We start from the raw sequence: 21134 nt of genomic DNA on the forward strand, positions 1-21134 counted from the left end.
TATGCCCGCCGGGCCCGCTCGGGCAACGATTTCGGCCGGGCGCCCCGCGCCGGGGATCACGCCCCGATCGAGATCTCCCCCTCCTCGACGGCCGCGTCGAACGCCGCGACGACGTCCGGGTCGTACTGGGTGCCCGCGCAGCGCCACAGCTCCTGCCGCGCCGCCGCCATCGACAGGCCCACGCGGTACGGCCGGTCGCTCGTCATCGCGTCGAACGAGTCGGCCACCGCGGCGATGCGCGCCACGAGCGGGATCGCGTCCCCGGCCAGCCCGTCGGGCATCCCGCACCCGTCCACCCGCTCGTGGTGCGACCGCACGATGTCGAGGGCGAGCGGCATGTCCGACAGCAGGGGGTTCAGCAGCTTCCACCCCACCACGGGGTGGGTCATGATGTGCCGGTACTCCTCTTCGGTGAGCGGCCCCGGCTTCTTCAGCACGGACTCGCGCACGCCGATCTTGCCGATGTCGTGAAGATGGCCGCCGAGCTCGATCTGGCGGATCACGTCGGTGCCGAGGCCGAGCGCGTGGGCGATCGAGACCGAGTACAGGCTGACGCGGATCGAGTGGCCGCGCGTGTACGGGTCCTTCACCTCGAGCGCGTCGGCGAGCGACTGCATGCTCGCCAGGAACAGGCTCTCCAGGCTCCGCGCCTGCTCCGCGACCCGTGCCTCGAGCCGGAGCTGATGCTCGCGGTTCTCCAGCAGCAGCCGCCGCTTGTCGAGCGCCTGCCGCACGCGCGCCCGCACCTCCTCGAGGTGGAACGGCTTCGTGAGGTAGTCCATGGCGCCGAGCGCGAGGCACCGCACGGCGACATCGACGTCGGACACGGCCGTGATCATGACGACGGCCGTGTTGGGCCACCGCTCGCGGATGGTGCGCAGCAGCTCCACGCCGTCGGTGCCGGGCATGCGGAGGTCGCTCATGACGAGCGTCACCGGCGTGCGCTCGAGCTGCCGGATCGCCTCGTCGCCGTTCGCCGCGTCGGCGCACTCGAACCCGTCGCGCGTCATGAGGCGCACGAGCACCTGTCGGAGGCGCGGCTCGTCGTCGACCACCAGCGCGCGCTGCGGCACCGTGGACACCGCGAGCGTGTCGGGCACGATGATCGGCACCGAGGACGCGGGAGTCGTCAGAAGAGGTGGGCGGCTCGACATGGCGGACGATTATCTTGCCGCTCGGCAGGCCCCATCTTCCTCGACGAGCCACGACGAGAGCAGCGATGACGCGGATCTACGACGACGACCTTTCGGGCGCGTTCGGCACGCGCGCGATCCACGCCGGCCAGCGCCCGGATCCGACGAGCGGCGCGATCATGACGCCGATCTATCAGACGTCGACGTACGTCCAGGAAGGGCTCGGGCGGAACAAGGGCTACGAGTACGCGCGCGGCAAGAACCCGACGCGGGAGGCCCTCGAGCGCAACGTAGCGGCGCTCGAGGGCGGCCGCCACGGCTTCGCGTTCTCGAGCGGGATGGGGTGCCTGGACTCCATCATGAAGCTGTTCAAGAGCGGCGATCACGTCGTGTGCGGCGAGAACGTCTACGGCGGCACCTTCCGCCTCTTCGACAAGCTGCTGCAGAACTACGGCCTGCGCTTCTCGTACGTGGACACGCGCGAGCCGCAGCGCATCGCCGATGCCATGACGCCCGAGACGCGCATGGTCATGATCGAGACGCCGACGAATCCGCTCATGCGGCTCACGGACCTCGGCGCGGCGGCCGAGATCGCCCACCGCGGCGACGCGCTGCTCGTCGTCGACAACACGTTCGCCACGCCGTACTTCCAGCGGCCGCTCGACTTCGGCGCCGACATCGTCTGGCACTCCGCCACGAAGTACCTGAACGGCCACAGCGACATGGTCGGCGGCATGGCGGTGCTGAACGACGACGACCTCGCGACGCGCCTCCAGTTCATCCTGAACGCCGCCGGCGCCGTCCCCGGCCCGTTCGACGCGTGGCTCGTGCTGCGCGGCACGAAGACGCTGCACCTGCGCATGCAGCGCCACGACGAGAACGGCCGCCGCGTCGCGCAGTGGCTCGTCGAGCGGCTCGGTGACGAACGCGTCATATACCCGGGCCTCCCGACGCACCCGCAGCACGAGCTCGCGTGCCGCCAGATGCGTGGCTTCGGCGGCATGATCTCGGTGGAGTTAGGCACCCGCGAGAAGGCCGCGCACGTGCTCGAGCGGGTCCGCGTCTTCTCGCTCGCCGAGTCGTTGGGCGGCGTCGAGAGCCTCATCTCGAATCCGGCGCTCATGACGCACGCGTCCGTCCCCATCGAGCGCCGCGGAGACCTCGGACTGAGCGAGGGCCTCATTCGCCTGAGCTGCGGGGTCGAGGACGTGAACGACCTGCTGTCGGATCTCGAGCAGGCGTTCGAGGGGCTCTGATGGCCGCTCGCCTCGAAGGAATCAGCAGCCTCAGTTGGGAGCACCCCGCCGATCGCGCGGCGCTCAACACGCTGCGCGCGATTCCCGGCTTCGACGAGATCGTGCGCCGCGTCGCGGGGTTCTTCGGCGACCGCGGCGTACGCAATCTCTTCCTCGCGAACGCGGTGCTCGTCGGCCCGCGCCAGCGCCCGCGCCTCCACGGCTGGTACCAGGAGATGCTCGGCACGCTCGACTGGCCGGGCACCGCCGGCGGCGAGGCGCCGCCGCTCTACGTCACGCAGACGCCGCTCGTGAACGCGGGCGCCGTCGGCTTCGAGCGGCCGGTGATCGTGCTGAACTCCAGCCTCCTCGAGCTGCTGAACGCGCGACAGCAGCAGTTCATCCTCGCGCACGAGCTCGGGCACGTCATGAGCGGCCACGTCACGTACCGCACGATCGCGCTCATCGTGCTCATGATCGGCGTGACGAACCTGCCGTTCCTCGCCGGGCTCGCGCTGCTCCCGTTCCAGCTCGCGCTGCTCGAGTGGTACCGCAAGGCGGAGCTGTCGTGCGACCGCGCCGGGCTGCTCGGCGTGCAGGAGCCGCGCGTCGCGTACGCGACGTTCATGGAGATGGCCGGCGGCACGCGCCCCGGCGCCGCGGAGGAGGACGCCATGGACGTCGACGCGTTCATGACGCAGGCCGCGGAGTACGAGTCGCAGACCGGCGCATGGGACACGGTGATGAAGCTCGTGAACACCGCCATGCGCGATCACCCGTTCAACACCGTGCGCGCGGCGGAGCTGCAGCGCTGGGTGCAGGGCGGCGGCTACGACCGCATCGTCGCCGGCGACTACCGCCGCCGCGGCACCGACGATCGTCCGCCGCTCTCGTCGGACTACAAGGAGGCGGCAAGCTACTACGGCGACCAGTGGCGCTCCGCGACCGAAGGGCTGCGCGACACGCTCGGCCGCGCGAAGGACGCGTTCAACGACGCCATTCGGAAAGGGACGAAGGGACAGACGTGAGACGAGGGCACTACAGTGGGGATCTCGGGATCGTGAAGGATCCCGAGATCCCCAATGCAGTGTCCTCGTCTCATTCCTCCACTGCGGCCCGCTTAGCTTGCACCTCATGAAAGTCCTCCTCGTCGGCGGCGGCGGCCGCGAGCACGCGCTCGCCTGGAAGCTGAAGCGCGAGAATCCCGACACCGAGATCGTCGCCGCGCCCGGCAATCCCGGCATCGCCACGCTGGGCCGCTGCGTGAACGTCTCCGCCACCGACGTCGACGCGCTCGTCGCGCTCGCCGAGCAGCAGCGGCCCGCGTTCACGCTCGTCGGACCCGAGGCGCCGCTCGCCGCGGGGCTCGTCGACCGCTTCCGCGCGCGCGGCCTTCCCGCGTTCGGCCCCACGCAGGACGCGGCCGAGATCGAGACGTCGAAAGCGTTCGCGAAGCGCCTCATGCTCGATGCCGGCGTGCCGACGGCGCGCGCCACGCGCCACACCGACCCCACCGACGCGAAGCGCGCCGCGGCCGCGTTAGGCGCCCCCGTCGTCGTGAAGTACTCGGGCCTCGCCGCCGGCAAGGGCGTCGTCGTCGCGCACACCATGCGCGACGCCGAGCGCGCGATCGACGACATGCTCGTCGGCCACGTGTACGGCGAGGCCGAGGTGCTCGTCGAGGAGTTCATGGAGGGCGAGGAGCTGTCCGTGTTCTATCTCACCGACGGACACGCCGCGCTCCCGCTCGTGCCGGCGCAGGACCACAAGCGGCTGCACGACGGCGACGAGGGCCCGAACACCGGCGGCATGGGTGCCTACGCGCCGGTGTCGCTCGACGCCGGCGACGCGCTCGAGCGCATCGTGCTCCCCACGCTCGGCGCGATGCGCGACGCGCGGCGGCCGTTCACCGGGCTGCTGTACGCGGGGCTCATGCTCACCGCGGACGGGCCGCGCGTGGTCGAGTTCAACTGCCGCTTCGGCGACCCCGAGACGCAGGCGGTGCTGCCGGTCATGGACGCGCTCGGCCTTCCGCTCGGGGAGCTGATGCTCGCCATCGCGCGCGGCGACCGGCTCCCCGACGCCGGCTGGACGGTCGCCACGCCGCCCGCCGCCGTGACGACCGTGCTCGCGGCGCACGGCTACCCGGAGAAGCCGCGCACCGGCGATCCGATCGAGCTGCCGGCGCAGGTTCCGGCGGGCGTCGAGATCTTCCACGCCGGCACGAAGCGCGACGCCGACGGCCGGCTGGTCACCGCCGGCGGACGCGTGCTCGCCGTCACCGCCGTGGCCCCGTCGTTCGACGACGCGCGCGCGACGAGCCGCGCCGTCGCCGAGTCGATCCGCTTCGACGGGAGGCAGATGCGACGCGACATCGGGTGGCGCGAGGCGGAGCGGCTTGCCGGAACTGCCCGAGACTGAGACGATCGCCCGCGACCTCGACGCCGAGGTCCGGGGGGCGTCGATCACCGGCGCCACGGTCCACCGCGCCGACGTGCTGCGCGAGGTAACGCCGACCGAGCTCGCGCCGCGCGTCGCCGGGGCGCGCATCGAGCGCGTGTGGCGGCGGGCCAAGCTGGTCGTGCTCGACCTCTCGACCGGCGACCGGCTCGTCGTGCAGCCGCGGTTCACGGGGGCGCTCCTCATCGACGGCGGCGCGATCGACGAGCGCGAGCGCCGGTTCCTCCGGGTCACGTTCGATCTCGACGACGGCCGGCGCCTGCACTACCGCGACATCCGGTGCCTCGGGACGATCGCGCTCATGGGGCCGGAGCGGTTCGAGCCGTACGTCGCCGCGCTCGGCGTGGAGCCTCTTGACCCCGCGTTCACGGCCGGCCATCTATCGGGACTTGTTCGGTCCTCGCGACAGGCGATCAAGAAGCTCCTGCAGGACCAGCGGCGCGTGGTGGGTGTGGGGAACATCTACGCCAACGAAGCGCTCTGGCGCGCGCGCGCATCGACCCCGCGCGTCCCGGTGCGTCGCTCGCCGCGGCGGAGGTCCGCCGTCTGCGGGACGCGATCGTCGCCGTGCTGCGGGAGTCGATCGCGCTGCGCGGCACGAGCTTCCGCGACTACGTCGACGCCCGCGGCGAGCGTGGCGGCTTCGTGGAGCGGCTCGCGGTGTACGGACGGGCGGACGCGCCGTGTCCCCGCTGCGGGACGACGCTCGTCGACACGCACGCGATCGACGGCCGCACGACCGTGTATTGCCCGACCTGTCAAAACTGATCGGGAGTCCCGAGTCCCGAGTCCCGAGTCCCGAGTCCCGAGTCCCGTGTTCACCCCCATCTTCGACGAGATCCACGTCGCCGGTCTGCGCGCGCTCGTGCGCGCCGGCGCGGAGGACCGGCCGGGGGTCTATCGGATGATCGGCGCCGACGGCGACGTGATCTACGTCGGCAAGTCGAAGCGCGTGCGGAGCAGGCTGCTGAGCTACTTCCGCGGCTCGTACCCGGCCGACAAGGGCGCTCGCATCGTGCGCGAGGCGTGGACGATCGAGTGGGAGTACGTGCCGAGCGAGTTTGGTGCGCTGCTCCACGAGCTGCGGCTCATCAAGAAGCTGCGTCCGCGCTTCAACGTCATGCTGAAGCGCGACGCCGAGCATTGGGTCTTCATCCGCCTCACGCGCGGCGCGGCGCCCAAGCTCCAGGTCGTGCGCGACGGCGGCCGCGACGAGCCCGGGATGTGGTACGGCCCGTACCAGGGCTTCGACCGCGTGACCGAGGCGGTGCGCGAGCTGAGCGACGTCCTCGGCCTGCGCGACTGCGCGAACGACGTGAAGATGCGCTTCGCCGACCAGCAGGAGCTCTTCCCCGACGCGCTCGCGCAGATCGCGCCGCGCACGCCGCGCTGCATCCGGCACGAGATCCGGAAGTGCCTCGGCCCGTGCGTCGCCGCGTGCTCGCACGACGAGTACGACGAGCGCGTGGCGCTCGCCCGCGCGTTCCTCGACGGCGTGGACGACGCGCCGATCGTGACGCTGCGCTCGCGCATGGAGGAGTGCGCCGAGGCGCTCGACTTCGAGCGCGCGGCCCTGCTCCGCGACAAGGTCCGCCGGCTGGAGGGGCTGCGCGACCAGTTCGAGCGGATGCGCTACGCCACCGAGACCCTGAGCTTCCTGTACACCGTCCCCGGGCACGGCGGCGAGGACCGCACGTATCTCATCCGCCGCGGCCGGGTGCGCGGCGAGATGGCCGCCCCACGGCGCCCGCGCGACCGGGAGCTGGCGCGGGAGCGCGTCGCGGCGGTGTTCGACGCACCCGAGCCGCGCGGCGCGGCGGTGTCGCCGCACGAGGTCGACGAGCTGCTGCTGCTCTCGAGCTGGTTCCGCCGTTTCCCCGACGAGCTCGCGCGCACCGCGACTCCCGAGTCGTGGCTGGCGGGCGGCCCCGCGGAGGCGATCGAGGCGGCCTAGCCGTTGGCGCCTGTCTTGCACTTCGGGAATGAACCGGCTGGCGCCGGTCCCGCGTGCGACGTTGGCGCACCGGCCGGGGCGCCGGCTTCATCCAACCGCGATGACGCCGCAGGAGTGCGCGATATGGCCACCACTTGGCAGCCGACGACCCTCGTCCAGTGCATCAGCGTGGAGCCCTGGCTCCTCATCCCGGGCGACGACGAGCCGGGCGGGTGTCACGACCTGACGTTGGGAAAGATCTACGAGCTGGTCGGCGTCGAGGCGGATGGCGCGTTCTATCGCATCATCGACGACTCCGACGACGACTACCTCTACCCCGCGTCGCACTTCCGCGAGGTGTGACGGCCCGGCGCGCGACGGCGCCGCTAGCGCCGTCGCGCTGCCTGCAGGTGCAGCGCGGCGTTGAGCCAGCGCACCAGCGGCAGGAGCAGGCGGTAGTCCGCCTCCAGCGTCTCCGGCAGCGACGCGCCTAACGTCTCCGCGTCGCGCATCTTGCGCCCGGCCGTGAACGACTGGTAGCGCAGCCACTCCGCCGCCGGGTGGTCCGCGTCGTACCCACGCGGCGTGCGCGTGAGCAGCGACTCCGCGTCGAGCGCCCCGAAGCGCTCCGCGAACGCCGGCGCGCGCACGATCCGCTCGAAGCCGCGATGGTCCGCCGCGAGCGCCTCGCGGATCATGTTGAGCGCCGGACGCGGCGGCATCCACAGCCCACCCCCCACCCAGCAGTCGGCCGGCGCGAGCTGGAAGTAGAGCCCCGCGCCGCCGTGCACCGCGGCGCTGCTCTCCCCCGCGCGCTCGCCCTGCCGCGCGCGCGACACGTCGCGGTGGAAGAACCAGCACGCCGCGTTCGTCTTGTACGGCCGCTTGTCCTTCGAGAAGCGCACGTCGCGGTGGATGCGGAACACGCTGCGCCGCCGATCGCCCACCATCTCCGGCGCGAACTCCCCGAACCGCGCGTCCATCTCGTCGACGAGCGCGATCATCGGCGCGCGCAGGTCGTTCTCGTACGAGTCGCGATGCGCCTCGAACCACGGCTTCTCGTTGTGCTTCGCGAGGCCGCGCAGGAACGTGAATGCTCTCGAGGTGAAACCGGTGAAGGTCATGAAGCGCTCACGTGAGGTCCACCAGCTCCACCGCGGCCGCGCCATCCGCGATCGTTAGGCGCCCGACGCTCGGCCGGAGGTTGAACCGACGCTGCCCCGCCGCGCCGGGGTTCACGACGAGACGCCCGTCGGCGCGCGTCACGAGCTGTCGATGCGTGTGGCCGTAGACGATCACGTCGGCGGCGTACGCGGCGAGCAGCTTCTGCGGCGTCGGCGCGCCGAGCTCGTGGCCGTGGCTCACGTGGATCGACAGCCCGCCGATCGTCAGCTCCAGCGACTCCTCGAGCCGCGGGTCGACGGGATCGGTGTTGCCGAACACCGCGCGCACCGGCGCGATCGCCTCCAGCTCCTCGAGCACGCCGTCGCCGACGTCGCCCGCATGGAGGATCAGCTCCACGCCCGCGAGCGCGTCGAACACCGACGCGCGCACCAGCCCGTGCGTGTCGGAGATGAGCCCCACGACGTGCGTCATTCCGTCGCCTCGTCGCCCTCGCCCCACCGCCGTCCCACCGCGTGCTCCACGCCGAGGTGGTCGAGCACGCGCGCGACCACGAAGTCCACCAGTGCGTCGATGTCGCGCGGCCGGTGGTAGAAGCCCGGCGACGCGGGGAGCACCGTCGCGCCGGCGCGCGTCAGGCGCAGCATGTTCTCGAGGTGGATCGCGCTGAGCGGCGTCTCGCGCGGCACGAGCACCAGCGGGCGGCGCTCCTTCAGCGTCACGTCGGCCGCGCGCTCCACGAGCGACCGCGACGTGCCCGCGGCGATCGCGGCGAGCGTGCCCATGGAGCACGGGCAGATCACCATCCCGGCCGTGCGCGCGGAGCCCGACGCCGGACGCGCGCCGCGGTCGGTGTCGTCGAACGCCGTGATCCACGGGTCCCAGTTCGACGCGCCCACCGCGTCGCGCAACGCGTCCGACGACGCGATGTCCGACTCCGTGGCGAGCAGCCGCCACCCGTGCGAGCTGACGACGAGCCACGTCGGCCGCGACGCGGCAGCGAGCGCCTGCAGCAGCCGCACCGCGTACGGCGCGCCCGACGCGCCGGTGACGGCGACGACGACCGGGAGCGGGGACGCGCGCCGCTCGCGCATCTACGCCGTGGCCCGCGCGACGAGCGCGAACACGAGGAACACGATGCTGATCACGCCGTTCATCGTGAAGAACGCCGCGTCGAGGCGCGACAGGTCGTTCTCGCGCACGAGCGAGTGCTCGTAGAACAGCAGCGCCGCGACGACCGCGACGCCGGCGAGCAGCCACCCGTGTCCCGCCGGCGCGCCGAGTGCCGCCGCGCCCAGCAGCGCCACCGCCGATGCGTGCAGCACGCGCGCGATCGCGATCGCGCGGCGCGGGCCGAGCATCGCGGGCAGCGAGTGCAGCCCCGCCTCGCGGTCGAACGCGACGTCCTGCAGCGCATAGAACACGTCGAAGCCGCCGGCCCACGCCATCACCGCGAGCGCGAGCGAGCCGGCGAGCCACCACGGCCGCGTCCACGAGCCCGTGACGGCGAGGTAGCCGCCCACCGGCGCGATGCCGAGTCCGAGGCCCATCACGAGGTGCGACCAGCGCGTGAACCGCTTCGTGTAGCTGTAGAAGAACACCCATGCCAGCGCGAGCGGCGCGAGCGCGAGACACAGGGTGTTGAGCGCGGCCGCGGCGCCGACGAACACGAGCGACGCCACCGCCACCGCCAGCTGCGCCTCGCGCAGCGACAGCGCACCGGTGGGCAGCTCGCGCCGCGCCGTGCGCGGGTTCGCCGCGTCGACGTCGCGGTCGACGATGCGGTTGAAGCCCATGGCCGCGAAGCGCGCCGCGGTGAACGCGACCACGGTCCACACGAGTGTGCGCGCGTCGGGCATGCGCGTCCAGCTCGCGAGCACCACGCCGACGAGCGCGAACGGCAGCGCGAACACCGTATGGGGCAGCTTCACGAAGCTCGCGTAGCGGGCGAGCTTCGACGTGCCGACGAACGTCTGTGGCTCGGCGGGTCGCGTCGTCACAGGCCCAGCTCCGGCCACATCGCGTCGACGGCCGCCTTCGTCGCCTGGTCCATCTCGATGAGCGGCGGCCACGCCCGCGTGAAGCCCTCCTCCGGCAGCTTGCGCGTGCCGTCGATGCCCATCTTGCTCCCGTAGGTGAACGCGCGGCTCGCGTGATCGAGCACGTCGACTGGTCCCATGGTGAAGCGCACGTCGCGCTCCGGGTCGATGTTGTTCAGCGCCGCCCACCACGCCTGCTGGGTGTCGCGCACGTTCACGTGCTTGTCGACCACGACGAGCACCTTGGCGAGCGACATCAGCCCCTGCCCCCACAGCGCGTGCATCACCTTGTACGCCTGCCCGGGATACTGCTTGTCGATCGACACGAACACGAGGTTGTGGAACACGCCCTCGGCGGGCATGTGATAGTCCACGATCTCCGGCACCGTCATCTTGAGCAGCGGCAGGAACACGCGCTCGGTGGCGTGGCCGAGGTAGTAGTCCTCCATCGGCGGGCGGCCGACGATCGTCGTCGCGTACGTGGCGTGCTGGCGCATCGTCACCGCGGTGAGGTGCACCTGGGGGTACAGGTCCGCCTCCGAGTAGAACCCCGTGTGGTCGCCGAACGGCCCCTCCACCACGAGCGCCTCGCGCGGGTCGATGTATCCCTCGAGCACGATCTCGGCGTCCCACGGCACCTCGAGATCGTTCGTCAGCGCCTTCACCAGCTTCACCGGCTCGCGCCGCAGGAACCCGGCGAAGATGAACTCGTCCACCGCCGGCGGCAGCGGCGCGCTCGCCGAGTAGATCGACGCCGGGTCCGCGCCGACGACGATGCACACCGGCATCGTCTCGCCGCGCTCCGCCATCTCGCGCCAGTGCGCGGCGCCCACCTTGTGCCGCTGCCAGTGCATGGCGACGGTGTTCTTCGACAGCTGCTGCACGCGGTACATGCCGACGTTGCGGATGCCGCGCGTGGGATCCTTCGAGATCACCATCGTCAGCGTCACGTACGGGCCGCCGTCGTCCGGCCAGCACGTGAGGATCGGCAGCCGGTCGAGATCGATCTCGTCGCCGCGCCACACGACCTCCCGGCACGGCGGGTTCCCGCCCTTCACGCGCGGGGGAAACTTCGACACCTCGAACAGTCGCGGCAACATCGACAGCTTGCCGAGCAGCCCTTCGGGGACCTTGAGGTCCATGAGCTCCGTGATGCGCCGCCCGTGCTCGTCGAGCGCGTCGACGCCTAACGCGAGCGCCATGCGGCGCATGGAGCCGAACAGGTTGATCGCCACCGGGTACGGCGACCGCGTGCCGTCGCGCAGCAGCACGTGCTCGAACAGCAGCGCCTTCCCGCCCCCGGGCATCTTGGAGACGCGGTCGGTGATCTCGCAGATCTCGAGGTGGGCTTTCACCGGGCGCCGGACGCGATGCAGCTCGCCTGCCTGCTCGATCGCGGAGATGAAATCCTGGAGCGTGTCCAACGTCACCGTTTCTCGCCGACGTGAATGGCCGCGATGCCTAACGAAAGGCTCTCCCAGCGGACCTGCGCGAACCCCGCGCGCGTCATGCGCGCCGCGAGCTCCTCCTCGACCGGAAAGTGCGCGACGGAGCGCGGCAGGTAGCTGTACGCGGTCTCGTGCCCGCTCACGAGCCGGCCGACGAGCGGCAGCACGTGGTGGAAGTACAGGTGGTAGCCGGCGCGCACGAGCGCGGAGCGCGGCGTCGAGAACTCGAGGATCACGAACCGCGCGCCGGGGCGGAGCACCCGCAGCACCTCGCGCAGCGCCGCGTCGAGGTCCGCCACGTTGCGGATGCCGAACGCCACGATCGCCCCCGCCAGCGCGTCGTCGGCGAGCGGCAGCGACAGCGCGTCGGCGGTCACCGGCGCGAGCCGCGATCGCGGCGCCTTCCCCGCGCCCGCGCGCAGCATCGGCTCGGCGAAGTCGGCGCCCACCACGGTGCCGGCGAAGCCGCGCTCGCGCACGAGCATCGCCCCCACGTCCAGCGTGCCCGCGCACAGGTCGAGGTACGCGCCGGCCGGGTGCGCCCGCCACGCCAGCGCCGCGACGGCGCGCCGGCGCCAGCGCCGGTCGACGTTCAGGCTCAGGACGTGGTTCAGCAGGTCGTAGCGCGGGGCGATCTCGGAGAAGATGCGCTGCACGTACGCGCGCTTCTCCGCGCCGCCCGCCGCCGCGGCACGCGCGACGGCGTCGTCCACGGGTGGCGGCGCGGGCTCGGCGGGCATGGTAGGCATCGCCGTGAAGCTACAAAGGCCCGCACTTCGGTTGTAGGTTGGGGACGCCTGCCACCGTGAGCATGCCCCCGCCGCCATCCCGCCTCGAGCTCGAGAATCTTCCGGACGCCGACGTCGTACGGCTCGCGCAGGACGGGCGGGAGGCGGCGTTCCGTGAGCTCGTGCGCCGCTACGAACGGCCGGTCTTCTCGCTCGTGCACCGCATGGTGCGCGACCGCGAGGTGGCCGAGGACCTCGCGCAGGACACGTTCATCAAGGTCCTCAACCACATCGATCGGTACAGCCCGGAGTTCAAGTTCTCGAGCTGGCTGTTCAAGATCGCGAACAACGTCGCCATCGACTACCTGCGTCGGAAGAAGCTCGACACGGTGAGCATGGACGGCTCGCCGCACGCGTCGAGCGCCGCGGAGATCGAGGCCACGACGTTCGAGATCGCGGCGCAGCAGGAGACGGCGCTGGAGGAGATGGAGTCGCGCGAGCTGGGCACCGCGATCGAGCGGGCCATCGCGCGGCTGCGTCCCGAGTATCGATCGTGCATCATGCTGCGTCATGTCGAGGGGCGGTCGTACGAGGAGATCGCGGCCACGCTCGACCTCCCGCTCGGCACCGTGAAGACGTACATCCACCGAGCGCGCCACGAGCTGCGACGCGCGCTCGAGCACCTGCGATCGTGATCTCCGTAGAACTGCGTATTGGTGATGAAGGACACGCGCCGCTCGCGCGCGCGCGTACCGACACTGAAACTCTGCTTCGGCCCGGAGCGTACGACCCGGCACAGGAGCCATTGTGAACCGTCATCTACTTCCGGACGAGATCGATCTGCTGCTCGACGGCGAAGCCGGATTCGGCGTCGCGCCGCTGAAGGCGCACGTCCGGCAGTGCCCGGAGTGCGCGGCGGAGGTCGAGGCGGCCCGCTTCGTGGTCGCGGAGCTCGAGGCGCTGCCGCATCTCGCGCCGTCGCCGCTGTTCGCGGAGCGGGTCATGGCGCAGGTCCAGGTGTTCGAGCCGTGGCACGTCGCGCTGCTCGACACGCTGCGCCGCTTCGTCCCGCAGTCGCGCCCCGCGCGTGTGCTCGCTGGGGCGGGCGCGGTCTCCGTGGCGTCCGTCCTCACGGTCGCCCTGCTCTGGCTCGGCGCCCGCCTCGACGTGCTGACCATGCTCGGCGGTACCGCCCTCGAGCGCGCCCAGGGCGCCGCCCGCGGCATCCTCGGCGACGCCGTCGCGTCGGCCCTCGGCGACCCCGCCGTCGGCCTGCTCGGCAGCGGGACGGGCGTCGCCCTCATCGCCACGACCTTCATTCTCGCGGTGATCATCGCGGCGGCCGGACTCCGGCGCGTCGCGGCCGCGGGCCGCAACCGGCAGTGAGCTGAGCCCGATGGGACGCCCCATGCGACGCCGCACCCCGTCCCTCCGGCTCGCCGCCCTCGCCCTCCTCACGGCCCTCGCCGCTCCGCTCCGCGCCCAGCAGACCGCCCCGGCCCCCGCCGCCACGCCCGCTCCGGCGGCCACGCGCGGGCTCGTCGTGCCGGCCGGCGCTCGGGTCGAGGACGTCGCGGTGCTGCGGGGCCCGGTGGACGTCTACGGCACGGTCGACGGTGACGCGCTCGTGCTCGCGGGCGACCTCACGGTCCACCCGGGCGCCCACGTGAGGGGCGACGCCGTCGCCGTGTTCGGCCACGTGCAGCTGCTCGACGGCGCCCGGGTCGACGGCGAGCTGCGGTCGATGTCCGGCACGGAGGGACGCCGCGCCTCGCCGGCGGTCGTGCCGGTGCGCGCGAGCGACCTGGGAACGATGCACGCCGTCAAGCTGGTCCTCGGCTGGCTCGTCGTGCTGCTCGTGATCGGGCTCGGCGTCCTCGTCACCGCGAGCCCGTACCTCGACGGCGTGGCCGAGGCGTTCGAGGTGAGCTTCGCCCGCGCTCTTGGCGTCGGGATCGTGGGGCAGATGCTCGTCCTGCCCGCGCTGCTCGTCGTCTGCGTCGCGCTCACGCTCACCGTCGTTGGCATCCTCGCCATCCCGCTCGCCATCGTCGCCGGCATCATCGCGGCGGCGGGGCTCGTCACGCTTGGCTTCCTCGCCGTCGCGTTCGTCACTGGCCGGTCGGTCCTCGGCGGTGAGCGCGGGCCCACGCGCCGGCGCGCGACCTCCGCCCGCGGCGAGGCGCTCACCGCGCTCAGCGTCGGCATCGCCGTCTACCTGGCGGTGTGGCTCGGCTCCGCGGCGCTCACCTCGGTGCCCGCGCTCGCCGTCGTCCTGCGGACCGTCGCGCTGGCCACCACGTGGGTGGCGGCGACGGCCGGGTTCGGGGCGGCGCTGATCTCGCGCGCCGGCACCCGCTCCGAGTCGGCGCGGGCCGCCCGCCGGGCCGAGGGCGCCGGGCACGCGGCCGAGCGGTCGCCATACCAGTCAAACGTGCCGGGGTGGCAGACGCCGACGCCGGTCGCCGGTGTGGTCGCCGCGCGTCGCCCGACCGTGCCGCCCGCTCCGCCCACCGCGTGACGCCGGCCGGCGTCGGGCCGGCGATCGGAGGACGACCATGTCCCGTCGCGTCATCGCCGCCGGACTCCTCTCGCTCGCCAGCCTGACGCCGGTCGCTCGCGGCCAGGAGCTGAAGACCCTGGAGTCGTCGCGCCAGCTGCACGACTCCGGCGCCACCACCGTCCGCGTGCGCTACGGCGCCGGCCGGCTGTCCATGCGGCCGACGGACGACCCGCAGCTCTATCGCATGGAGCTGCGCTACGACCCCGACGCCGTCGAGCCGATCCACTCGTTCGACCCGGTGTCGCGCCGGCTGGAGCTCGGCGTCCGCGGCGACCACGGGCGCATCTCGCACACGCGCGACATGTCCATGCGCGTGGAGCTCGCCCGCGGCGTCCCGATGGACCTCGCGCTGGAGCTCGGGGCGACGAAGGCGGAGCTCGACCTCAGCGGCCTCACGCTCGACGCGCTGCGCCTGCAGGCGGGGGCGAGCGAGAGCGCGGTCCGCTTCGACGTGCCGAACCCACACCCGATGCGCCTGCTCGACATCCAGGTCGGCGCGGCGCGATTCCGGGGCTACGACCTGGCGAACGCGAACGCCCCGCTCGTCTCCGTGAACTCCGGCGTTGGCGGCGTCGACCTCGACTTCGGCGGCCGGTGGACCCAGGACGTCGACCTCGACCTCCAGCTCGCGCTCGGCGGCAGCACGATTCGCGTGCCGGCCGACGTCGGCGTCAGCGTCGAGATCGACCGCGCGTTCGCGTCGCTCGACCGCGACGGGCTGCGGCGGCGCGGCAACGCCTGGGTGAGCGACAACTGGGACGACGCGCCCCATCGGCTCCGCGTGCGCGGCTCGGCCGCGTTCGGCCGGCTCACGATCAGGCACGAGTAGAGGCCCGGTTACCTGCGACGGGTCCGGCCCGTCCCTTGCCCCGTGAGGCGGACGGAACCTTGCCGCATGGAGCTTGGGATGATCGTGAAGGGATATCGCGTGGGTCCGCTCGTGAAGAAGACGGCGAGCGAGGTGATCGAGGACAACGTCCTCGGACTCGGCGCGCAGCTCGCGTACTACTTCTTCTTCTCGCTGTTCCCGATCTTCCTCTTCCTGGCGCCGCTGCTGGCGCTCGTCGGCGACCGGAAGAAGACGTTCTATCTCGTGCTCGACCAGCTCGCGCGCGCGGTGCCGCCGGACGCGTTCACGCTCGTGAAGAACGTCGTCGAGCAGGTGGTGTTCGCGCCCGGGGCGCCGGGACTCGTGTCGGTGGGCGCGCTGCTCGCGCTGTTCTCCGGGTCGAGCATCTTCAGCAACCTGATGGGCGCGCTGAACACGGCGTACGACTGCGACAAGGACGCGCGGCCGTGGTGGAAGCGCCAGCTCATCGCGATGGCCGCCCTGATCTGCGTCGGCATCCTGTTCACGCTCGCGACGGTCGTCTTCGTCGCCGGCGGCGACATCGTCGACAAGCTCGCCGCGTGGATGCACATCGGCGAGACGGGCAAATGGTTCTGGACCGTGATCCAGTACGCGCTCGCCGCCGCGATCCTCGTCGGCACCGCCTGGGCCGTGTACTTCTTCCTGCCGGACGTGCGGCAGAACAAGTGGCACTCGCTCGCCGGCGCGCTGCTCGCCTCGGTGCTGTGGATCGTCGTGACGATGGGTTTCCGGCTCTACGTCCAGAACTTCGGCAACTACAACAAGACGTACGGCACCATCGGCGCGGTGATCGTGCTGCTGACGTGGATGTACCTGTCGATGGTCGTGCTGCTCACCGGCGGCGAGCTCGCGTCGGAGCTGCACCACGGCACGGGAGCGATGCGCACGCGCGTCGGGCACCTGTACAACGGCTGGATCTCCGACGGCGGCGAGGTCGCGAAGCCGTCCGTGGAGCAGGTGCACCGCGTCGAGCCACGCGTGCTGCCGCCGCGCGCGGCGACGGCATCCTGAGCCGCGCCTAACGGAGCGCGCGGAGCAGCACCGGCGCCCCGCGCGCGAGGCCGAGCCGCTGGGCGGCGCTGCCGTCGCGCACCGCGATCTCGACGAGCCCGTTCGAGCCCGTGAGCGCCACCACCGCTCCGGGCTCGACGTCCGCGTAGGAGCGCCGTACGGCGAGCGTGTAGCCGCCCACGCTCACCTCCGCGGCGCCGCGCGTCACGAGGTTCGTGATCGCGTTGCCGAAGCGATCGATCGTGATGACCTGCCCGGCCACGGTGCCGTCGGCGAGCCGGTGCGCCTCCGCGGTGCGGCGCACGACCGGCGTGTCGTGCGGCATGCCTAACGAGTCGAGCGGCACGCCCTGCAGCAGCAGCGCGGCGGCGGGAGCGAACACGTCGCGGCCGTGGAACGTCGGCGCGGCGTGCGGCGGCACCGGCAGCGCCACCACACGCGCCCCCTGCGCGAGCAGCGCCGGCGACAGCAGGCCGTTGTCCGGCCCGACGAGGAAGCGCCCGTCGCTCGCCACCGCGAGCGCGGCCCGCGACGACCCGACGCCGGGATCGACGACGGCGATGTGCACGGTGCCCGGCGGGAACCGGCGCCAGTAGCGCGCGACCGCCAGCCGCCCCGCCTCCACGTCCTGCGACGGCACGTCGTGCGTCACGTCCACCACCGTCGCGTCGGGCACGCTCGTCAGCAGTACGCCCTTCATCTCGGCCACGTAGCCGTCGGCCGTGCCGAAGTCGGTGAGCAGCGTGACGATGGGGCGCATTCGGCAAATGCTAACAGCGGGGCGGCGTCGCCGCAGCGCGGGTGGGGCCGGCATGGCTCCACGTACGTGTTTCTGTAGGACTGAAGAAGGACTGAAGGGGGACTGAAGAAGGAACCCTTCAAGAGTCCTTCTTCAGTCCCTCTTCAGTCCTTCTTCAGTCCCACGAAGACTCGTACGTGGAGCCGTCCGGGGCCTTACACGCGCGTCCGTTTCCACCGCCCGGCGCCCCAGAGCGCCATCATGGCCATGCCCCGCCCCGCCGCCGTCGCGGCGATGGTCCACCACAGGCCGACGACGCCGAACCGCGCCGACCACGTCGCGAGCGGGATGCGCGCCACCGTGAGCACCGTCGACGTCACCATCGGCGCGACGGTGAAGCCCGCGCCGCCGAGGGCGCCCTCGAGCACGACCTCCGCGCTGAGGAAGAGCTGCGCGACCGCGCCGATGCGCAGGTAGCTCGCCGTCTGCGCGATGACCTCGGCGTCGCGCGTGAAGATTCCGGCCGCCCACTGCGGCGCCGTGAGCGCGAGCGTCACGACGAGCAACGCCGGCATGGTGCTGTAGGCGAGCATGAGCCACCCGGTGCGCTCCGCGCGCGCCGTCTCGCCGGCGCCGAGGTTCTGCCCGACGATCGCCGCGGCGGCGGCGCCGAAGCCGACGCCGATCATGTACAGCCAGCTCTCCACGCGGAAGCCGAGACCCAGCGCGGCGAGCGTCGCCGTGCCGAAGCGCGACGCCGTGCGCGCGACGACGACGTACACGATGCTGAACAGCACGCCCGTCGCCGCCGTCGGCAATCCCACGCGCAGCACGCGCCGCACGACGTCGAACCGCGGCGCGCCGAACACGATCATGTGCCGCCGTCGCAGCACCGCGAGTCCCACCGCGCACGCCACGCACCGCGTCGACACCGTCGCCAGCGCGGCGCCGGCGATGCCGAGCTTCGGCAGCCCCGCGAGTCCCAGGATGAGCAGCGGGTCGAGCACGAGCGACACGACGACCGACGCCGCGAGGATGACGAGCGGCGTGCGCGTGTCGCCGGACGCGCGGAACGTCGCGTCGACGACGAAGTACGCGTACAGCACCGGCGCGGCGATCATGTACGTGCCGAGGTACGACGCGCCGACCGCCGCCACGTCGCGCGGCGCGTCCATGAGCGCGAACATCCCGTGCAGGCCGAGCCGCCCGACGACGGCGGCGACGGTGCCTAACGCGAACGCGACGAGCAGCGCGTCCCCCGCCGTGCGCGCCGCCTCCGCGGGTCGCCGCTCGCCATGTCGCCGAGCAGCGACCGCCGTGAGGCCGACGGAGATCATCTCGGCCACCGAGATGCCGAGCCACACCCAGAACACCGACGCCGTCGCGGCGGCGAGCGCCGTCGGCCCGAGCCGCGTCCCGATCCAGAACGAGTCGACGGCGAGGAACAACGTCATGAGCAGGTTCGACGCGACCGCGGGGAGCGCGACGCGCACGACCAGCGTGCCGAGCGGCTCGTGCACCAGCGCCGGGCCGACGAGTGCGACGGTGACGCCGCCGTCGCGCTCGTCGACCGGGAGGGTCACCGCGCGGCCCGCTCCGCGCCGTAGCGCTCCGCCACCCGCGCCGCCACGCGCTCGGCCACCGCGATGAGCGCGCGCGACGCGCTCGCGTTAGGCTCGGCGGCGACGATCGGACGGCCGGTGTCGCCGCCCTCGACGATGCGCGGGTCGATCGGCACCTGGCCGAGCAGCGGCACGCCGACTTCATCGGCGAGGCGCTGGCCGCCGCCGGATCCGAACACGGCGATCGGCTTTCCCGTCTCGGGGTTCTCGAGGTAGCTCATGTTCTCGACGATGCCGAGCACCGGCACACCGACGCGCTCGAACATCTTCACGCCGCGGAGCGCGTCGCCCACCGCGACCTGCTGCGGCGTGGTGACGATGACGCCGCCGTGCACGTTCGTCGCCTGCACGAGCGAGAGCTGCGCGTCGCCGGTGCCGGGCGGCATGTCGACGATGAGGTAGTCGAGCTGCCCCCAGGCGACGTCGCGCAGGAACTGCGTGATGACCTTCATGACGATCGGCCCGCGCCAGATCGCCGGCTGGTCGCGCTCGATCATGAACCCGATGCTCATGATCTTCAGCCCGTGCGCCTCGAGCGGCTGGATCTTCTGGTCGCGCACCGGCGGCGGCTCGTCGACGCCGAGCATGCGCGGGAGATTCGGGCCGTAGACGTCCGCGTCCATGATGCCCACGCGCGCGCCGCGCTGCGCGAGCGCGAGCGCGAGGTTCACCGCGACGGTGGACTTGCCGACGCCGCCCTTGCCGCTCGAGACGGCGATGATCTTCCCGAGCTCCGGGTAGTTCACCGGCTGCGGCGCCGCGGGCGTCGCGGGACGCGAGGGCGCGGCGTCCATCACGGGCAGCGCGCGCGCCGGCGCGGAGCGGCCCGCGGCGGCGAGGTTCGCGGCGCGCTTGTCGCCGCGCGCGGCGTCGTACTGCGCGGGATCCATGACGTCGACGCGCACGTTCGTCACGCCGTCGACGCCCTCGACGGCGTGGCGCACGTCGCGCACGAGCGTCGCGTCGTCCTCCGCCGCGAGCACGAGGGTGAGCCGTACCTTGCCGTCCGTCGTCGTCGCGACGTCGCGCACGACGTCGGCCCGCACGACGTCCGTGCCGAGCCGCGGGTGATGTATCTGCGAGAGCGCCGTCTCGATGCGCTGCTGGAGAGAGTCGGTCATCCGTTCGAGAGTGAGTCGAGATATGCGCGCGAGGCGTCGACGACGCGCTGCTCGACGTCGTCGAGCGAGCCCGCGATGAGCGCGCCCGACGCCTTCGCGTGGCCGCCCCCGCCGAACTCGCGCGCGAGCGCGTTCACGTCCACCTCGCCCGTGCTGCGGAACGACACCTTCACGCGGTTGTGTCCGAGGTCGCGGAAGAACAGCGCGAGCCGCGTCCCGGCGATCGACCGCGGGTGCTCGACGATGCCGTCGAGATCCTCGGCCCGCACGTTGTGCCGCTCCATCGCGCCGGCGGGAACCGAGATCCACGCGAGGCCGCGCGCCGCGTCCACGTCGAGCGTGCCGAGCGCCTCGCGCAGCAGCGCGAGCTTGCCCACCGGCACCGACGCATACACGCGCCGGTACATCTCTTCCGGGTCCACGCCGGTGGCGAGGAGCTGTCCGGCGATCGCGTGACAGCGCGGCGACGTGTTGCTGAAGCGGAAGCCGCCGGTGTCGGTGAGGATCGCCGCGTACAGCGCGGTGCCGATCTCCGGCGTCAGCTCGAGGCCGAGCACGCGCGCGAAGTCGAACACGAGCTCACCGGTCGCGCACGCGGCGGTGTCGCTCACCGCGACGCTGCCCGCCGGCTCGTCGGTCGCGATGTGATGGTCGATCACCATCTTCGGCACACGCAGCGCGCGCACCGACTCGGCGAGCACACCCAATCGCTTCACGTCGCTGATGTCGAGCACGATCAGGCCGTCGATGCGCTTCAGCGCGTCGGCGCCGCGTGGGCTCTCGTCCACGACGCCCCCGTCGAGCATGAAGCGATACATGTCCGGCCACGGCGTCGGGTTCACGACGTGCGCGTCGATGCCGAGCTGGCGGAGGAGGTGCGCCATCCCCGCTTCGGAGCCGCAGCCGTCGCCGTCGGCGTTGATGTGCGTCGACAGCGCGACACGCATTCCCGACTTCAGCTGCACCGCGAGCGCGCGCAGTGCCGCCTCCCGCGCGGGCGGGACGGCGAGAAGATCGGCGGTGCCGGAGAGAACGCTGGTCATCGGAAAAGCTTGGCGACCCGCATGGGCCAAAAGCAAGCGCCCGGCCGCGGGTAAGGCGGCCGGGCG

The 21134-nt window shown here is 72.2% G+C and carries 21 protein-coding genes; 10 read left to right on the top strand and 11 right to left on the bottom strand.

Annotation, left to right across the window (positions count from 1 at the left end; translation table 11 throughout):
- Nucleotides 1–56: 56 nt before the first annotated feature.
- Nucleotides 57–1112 (bottom strand): HD-GYP domain-containing protein, encoded by a 1056-nt coding sequence (locus J421_RS19660; protein ID WP_158508847.1) that lies wholly within the window; start codon nucleotides 1110–1112, stop codon nucleotides 57–59.
- Nucleotides 1113–1219: 107 nt separating this feature from the next.
- On the opposite strand from J421_RS19660, the gene J421_RS19665 reads away from it, so the two are divergent.
- From J421_RS19665 to J421_RS19685, 5 genes are all read left to right on the top strand, one after another.
- Nucleotides 1220–2389, top strand: a complete 1170-nt coding sequence (locus J421_RS19665) for a cystathionine gamma-synthase (RefSeq protein WP_025412882.1) — start codon at nucleotides 1220–1222, stop codon at nucleotides 2387–2389.
- A complete protein-coding gene (locus J421_RS19670) occupies nucleotides 2389–3396 on the top strand; it encodes a M48 family metallopeptidase (RefSeq protein WP_025412883.1) in 1008 nt (335 codons plus the stop codon). The genes J421_RS19665 and J421_RS19670 overlap by 1 nt, the downstream gene beginning before the upstream one ends.
- Nucleotides 3397–3502: 106 nt before the next feature.
- On the top strand, nucleotides 3503–4789 hold the full coding sequence (gene purD / locus J421_RS19675) for a phosphoribosylamine--glycine ligase (RefSeq protein ID WP_025412884.1): 1287 nt from the start codon (nucleotides 3503–3505) through the stop codon (nucleotides 4787–4789).
- Nucleotides 4767–6782 (top strand): DNA-formamidopyrimidine glycosylase family protein, encoded by a 2016-nt coding sequence (locus J421_RS19680; RefSeq protein WP_025412885.1) that lies wholly within the window; start codon nucleotides 4767–4769, stop codon nucleotides 6780–6782. The genes purD and J421_RS19680 overlap by 23 nt, the downstream gene beginning before the upstream one ends.
- Nucleotides 6783–6905: 123 nt before the next feature.
- Complete coding sequence (locus J421_RS19685) at nucleotides 6906–7124, top strand: hypothetical protein (RefSeq protein WP_025412886.1); 219 nt, start codon at nucleotides 6906–6908, stop codon at nucleotides 7122–7124.
- A gap of 23 nt (nucleotides 7125–7147) precedes the next feature.
- Here J421_RS19685 and J421_RS19690 read toward each other — a convergent pair whose 3' ends face one another.
- Genes J421_RS19690 through J421_RS19715 form a run of 6 tightly spaced genes read right to left on the bottom strand, consistent with a single transcriptional unit; the run spans nucleotide 7148 to nucleotide 12119 of the window.
- Nucleotides 7148–7885, bottom strand: a complete 738-nt coding sequence (locus J421_RS19690) for a DUF2461 domain-containing protein (RefSeq protein ID WP_025412887.1) — start codon at nucleotides 7883–7885, stop codon at nucleotides 7148–7150.
- A 7-nt stretch (nucleotides 7886–7892) separates the two neighbouring features.
- Nucleotides 7893–8357, bottom strand: coding sequence for a metallophosphoesterase family protein (locus J421_RS19695; RefSeq protein WP_025412888.1), 465 nt, complete (start codon nucleotides 8355–8357; stop codon nucleotides 7893–7895).
- A complete protein-coding gene (locus J421_RS19700) occupies nucleotides 8354–8977 on the bottom strand; it encodes a UbiX family flavin prenyltransferase (protein WP_025412889.1) in 624 nt (207 codons plus the stop codon). Before J421_RS19700 ends, J421_RS19695 begins: the two co-directional genes overlap by 4 nt.
- A complete protein-coding gene (locus J421_RS19705; RefSeq protein ID WP_025412890.1) occupies nucleotides 8978–9883 on the bottom strand; it encodes a UbiA-like polyprenyltransferase in 906 nt (301 codons plus the stop codon).
- The gene (locus J421_RS19710; RefSeq protein WP_025412891.1) at nucleotides 9880–11352 is read right to left on the bottom strand and encodes a menaquinone biosynthesis decarboxylase; all 1473 of its coding nucleotides are present in this window, start codon (nucleotides 11350–11352) and stop codon (nucleotides 9880–9882) included. Before J421_RS19710 ends, J421_RS19705 begins: the two co-directional genes overlap by 4 nt.
- Nucleotides 11349–12119 carry a ubiquinone/menaquinone biosynthesis methyltransferase gene (locus J421_RS19715; RefSeq protein ID WP_201773046.1) on the bottom strand — a complete coding sequence of 257 codons (771 nt, stop codon included), beginning with the start codon at nucleotides 12117–12119 and terminating at the stop codon, nucleotides 11349–11351. Before J421_RS19715 ends, J421_RS19710 begins: the two co-directional genes overlap by 4 nt.
- Nucleotides 12120–12181: 62 nt before the next feature.
- On the opposite strand from J421_RS19715, the gene J421_RS19720 reads away from it, so the two are divergent.
- The 5 genes from J421_RS19720 to J421_RS19740 all read left to right on the top strand — a co-directional run bounded on the left by J421_RS19720 (nucleotide 12182) and on the right by J421_RS19740 (nucleotide 16543).
- On the top strand, nucleotides 12182–12793 hold the full coding sequence (locus J421_RS19720) for a sigma-70 family RNA polymerase sigma factor (RefSeq protein WP_025412893.1): 612 nt from the start codon (nucleotides 12182–12184) through the stop codon (nucleotides 12791–12793).
- A gap of 112 nt (nucleotides 12794–12905) precedes the next feature.
- Entirely contained in the window at nucleotides 12906–13484 is a 579-nt protein-coding gene (locus J421_RS19725) for an anti-sigma factor (RefSeq protein ID WP_025412894.1), read from the top strand.
- A 22-nt stretch (nucleotides 13485–13506) separates the two neighbouring features.
- Nucleotides 13507–14619: a bactofilin family protein gene (locus J421_RS19730; protein ID WP_025412895.1), complete on the top strand. Its 1113-nt coding sequence runs from the start codon at nucleotides 13507–13509 to the stop codon at nucleotides 14617–14619.
- Between the two features lie 37 nt (nucleotides 14620–14656).
- Entirely contained in the window at nucleotides 14657–15490 is an 834-nt protein-coding gene (locus J421_RS19735) for a hypothetical protein (RefSeq protein WP_025412896.1), read from the top strand.
- 78 nt (nucleotides 15491–15568) lie between these two features.
- Complete coding sequence (locus J421_RS19740; protein WP_025412897.1) at nucleotides 15569–16543, top strand: YihY/virulence factor BrkB family protein; 975 nt, start codon at nucleotides 15569–15571, stop codon at nucleotides 16541–16543.
- A 7-nt stretch (nucleotides 16544–16550) separates the two neighbouring features.
- Here the strand turns inward: J421_RS19740 and J421_RS19745 are convergent, their stop codons facing one another.
- From J421_RS19745 to J421_RS19760, 4 genes are all read right to left on the bottom strand, one after another.
- Complete coding sequence (locus J421_RS19745; RefSeq protein ID WP_025412898.1) at nucleotides 16551–17303, bottom strand: SAM hydrolase/SAM-dependent halogenase family protein; 753 nt, start codon at nucleotides 17301–17303, stop codon at nucleotides 16551–16553.
- 194 nt (nucleotides 17304–17497) lie between these two features.
- Nucleotides 17498–18865 (bottom strand): MATE family efflux transporter, encoded by a 1368-nt coding sequence (locus J421_RS19750; RefSeq protein ID WP_025412899.1) that lies wholly within the window; start codon nucleotides 18863–18865, stop codon nucleotides 17498–17500.
- On the bottom strand, nucleotides 18862–20025 hold the full coding sequence (locus J421_RS19755) for an Mrp/NBP35 family ATP-binding protein (RefSeq protein ID WP_025412900.1): 1164 nt from the start codon (nucleotides 20023–20025) through the stop codon (nucleotides 18862–18864). The genes J421_RS19750 and J421_RS19755 overlap by 4 nt, the downstream gene beginning before the upstream one ends.
- Nucleotides 20022–21068, bottom strand: a complete 1047-nt coding sequence (locus J421_RS19760; protein ID WP_025412901.1) for a DHH family phosphoesterase — start codon at nucleotides 21066–21068, stop codon at nucleotides 20022–20024. The genes J421_RS19755 and J421_RS19760 overlap by 4 nt, the downstream gene beginning before the upstream one ends.
- Nucleotides 21069–21134 lie beyond the last annotated feature (66 nt).

It is taken from the genome of Gemmatirosa kalamazoonensis, assembly GCF_000522985.1.
Classification (GTDB): Bacteria; Gemmatimonadota; Gemmatimonadetes; order Gemmatimonadales; family Gemmatimonadaceae; genus Gemmatirosa; species Gemmatirosa kalamazoonensis.

Bases quoted from the DNA above. Each gene is read 5' to 3' on its own strand.
- J421_RS19685 (WP_025412886.1), top strand. From the start codon at position 6,906: ATGGCCACCACTTGGCAGCCGACGACCCTCGTCCAGTGCATCAGCGTG.
- purD (WP_025412884.1), top strand. From the start codon at position 3,503: ATGAAAGTCCTCCTCGTCGGCGGCGGCGGCCGCGAGCACGCGCTCGCC.
- J421_RS19670 (WP_025412883.1), top strand. From the start codon at position 2,389: ATGGCCGCTCGCCTCGAAGGAATCAGCAGCCTCAGTTGGGAGCACCCC.
- J421_RS19715 (WP_201773046.1), bottom strand. From the start codon at position 12,119: ATGCCTACCATGCCCGCCGAGCCCGCGCCGCCACCCGTGGACGACGCC.
- J421_RS19760 (WP_025412901.1), bottom strand. From the start codon at position 21,068: ATGACCAGCGTTCTCTCCGGCACCGCCGATCTTCTCGCCGTCCCGCCC.
- J421_RS19665 (WP_025412882.1), top strand. From the start codon at position 1,220: ATGACGCGGATCTACGACGACGACCTTTCGGGCGCGTTCGGCACGCGC.
- J421_RS19730 (WP_025412895.1), top strand. From the start codon at position 13,507: ATGCGACGCCGCACCCCGTCCCTCCGGCTCGCCGCCCTCGCCCTCCTC.
- J421_RS19755 (WP_025412900.1), bottom strand. From the start codon at position 20,025: ATGACCGACTCTCTCCAGCAGCGCATCGAGACGGCGCTCTCGCAGATA.
- J421_RS19695 (WP_025412888.1), bottom strand. From the start codon at position 8,357: ATGACGCACGTCGTGGGGCTCATCTCCGACACGCACGGGCTGGTGCGC.
- J421_RS19735 (WP_025412896.1), top strand. From the start codon at position 14,657: ATGTCCCGTCGCGTCATCGCCGCCGGACTCCTCTCGCTCGCCAGCCTG.
- J421_RS19720 (WP_025412893.1), top strand. From the start codon at position 12,182: ATGCCCCCGCCGCCATCCCGCCTCGAGCTCGAGAATCTTCCGGACGCC.
- J421_RS19740 (WP_025412897.1), top strand. From the start codon at position 15,569: ATGATCGTGAAGGGATATCGCGTGGGTCCGCTCGTGAAGAAGACGGCG.
- J421_RS19745 (WP_025412898.1), bottom strand. From the start codon at position 17,303: ATGCGCCCCATCGTCACGCTGCTCACCGACTTCGGCACGGCCGACGGC.
- J421_RS19700 (WP_025412889.1), bottom strand. From the start codon at position 8,977: ATGCGCGAGCGGCGCGCGTCCCCGCTCCCGGTCGTCGTCGCCGTCACC.
- J421_RS19690 (WP_025412887.1), bottom strand. From the start codon at position 7,885: ATGACCTTCACCGGTTTCACCTCGAGAGCATTCACGTTCCTGCGCGGC.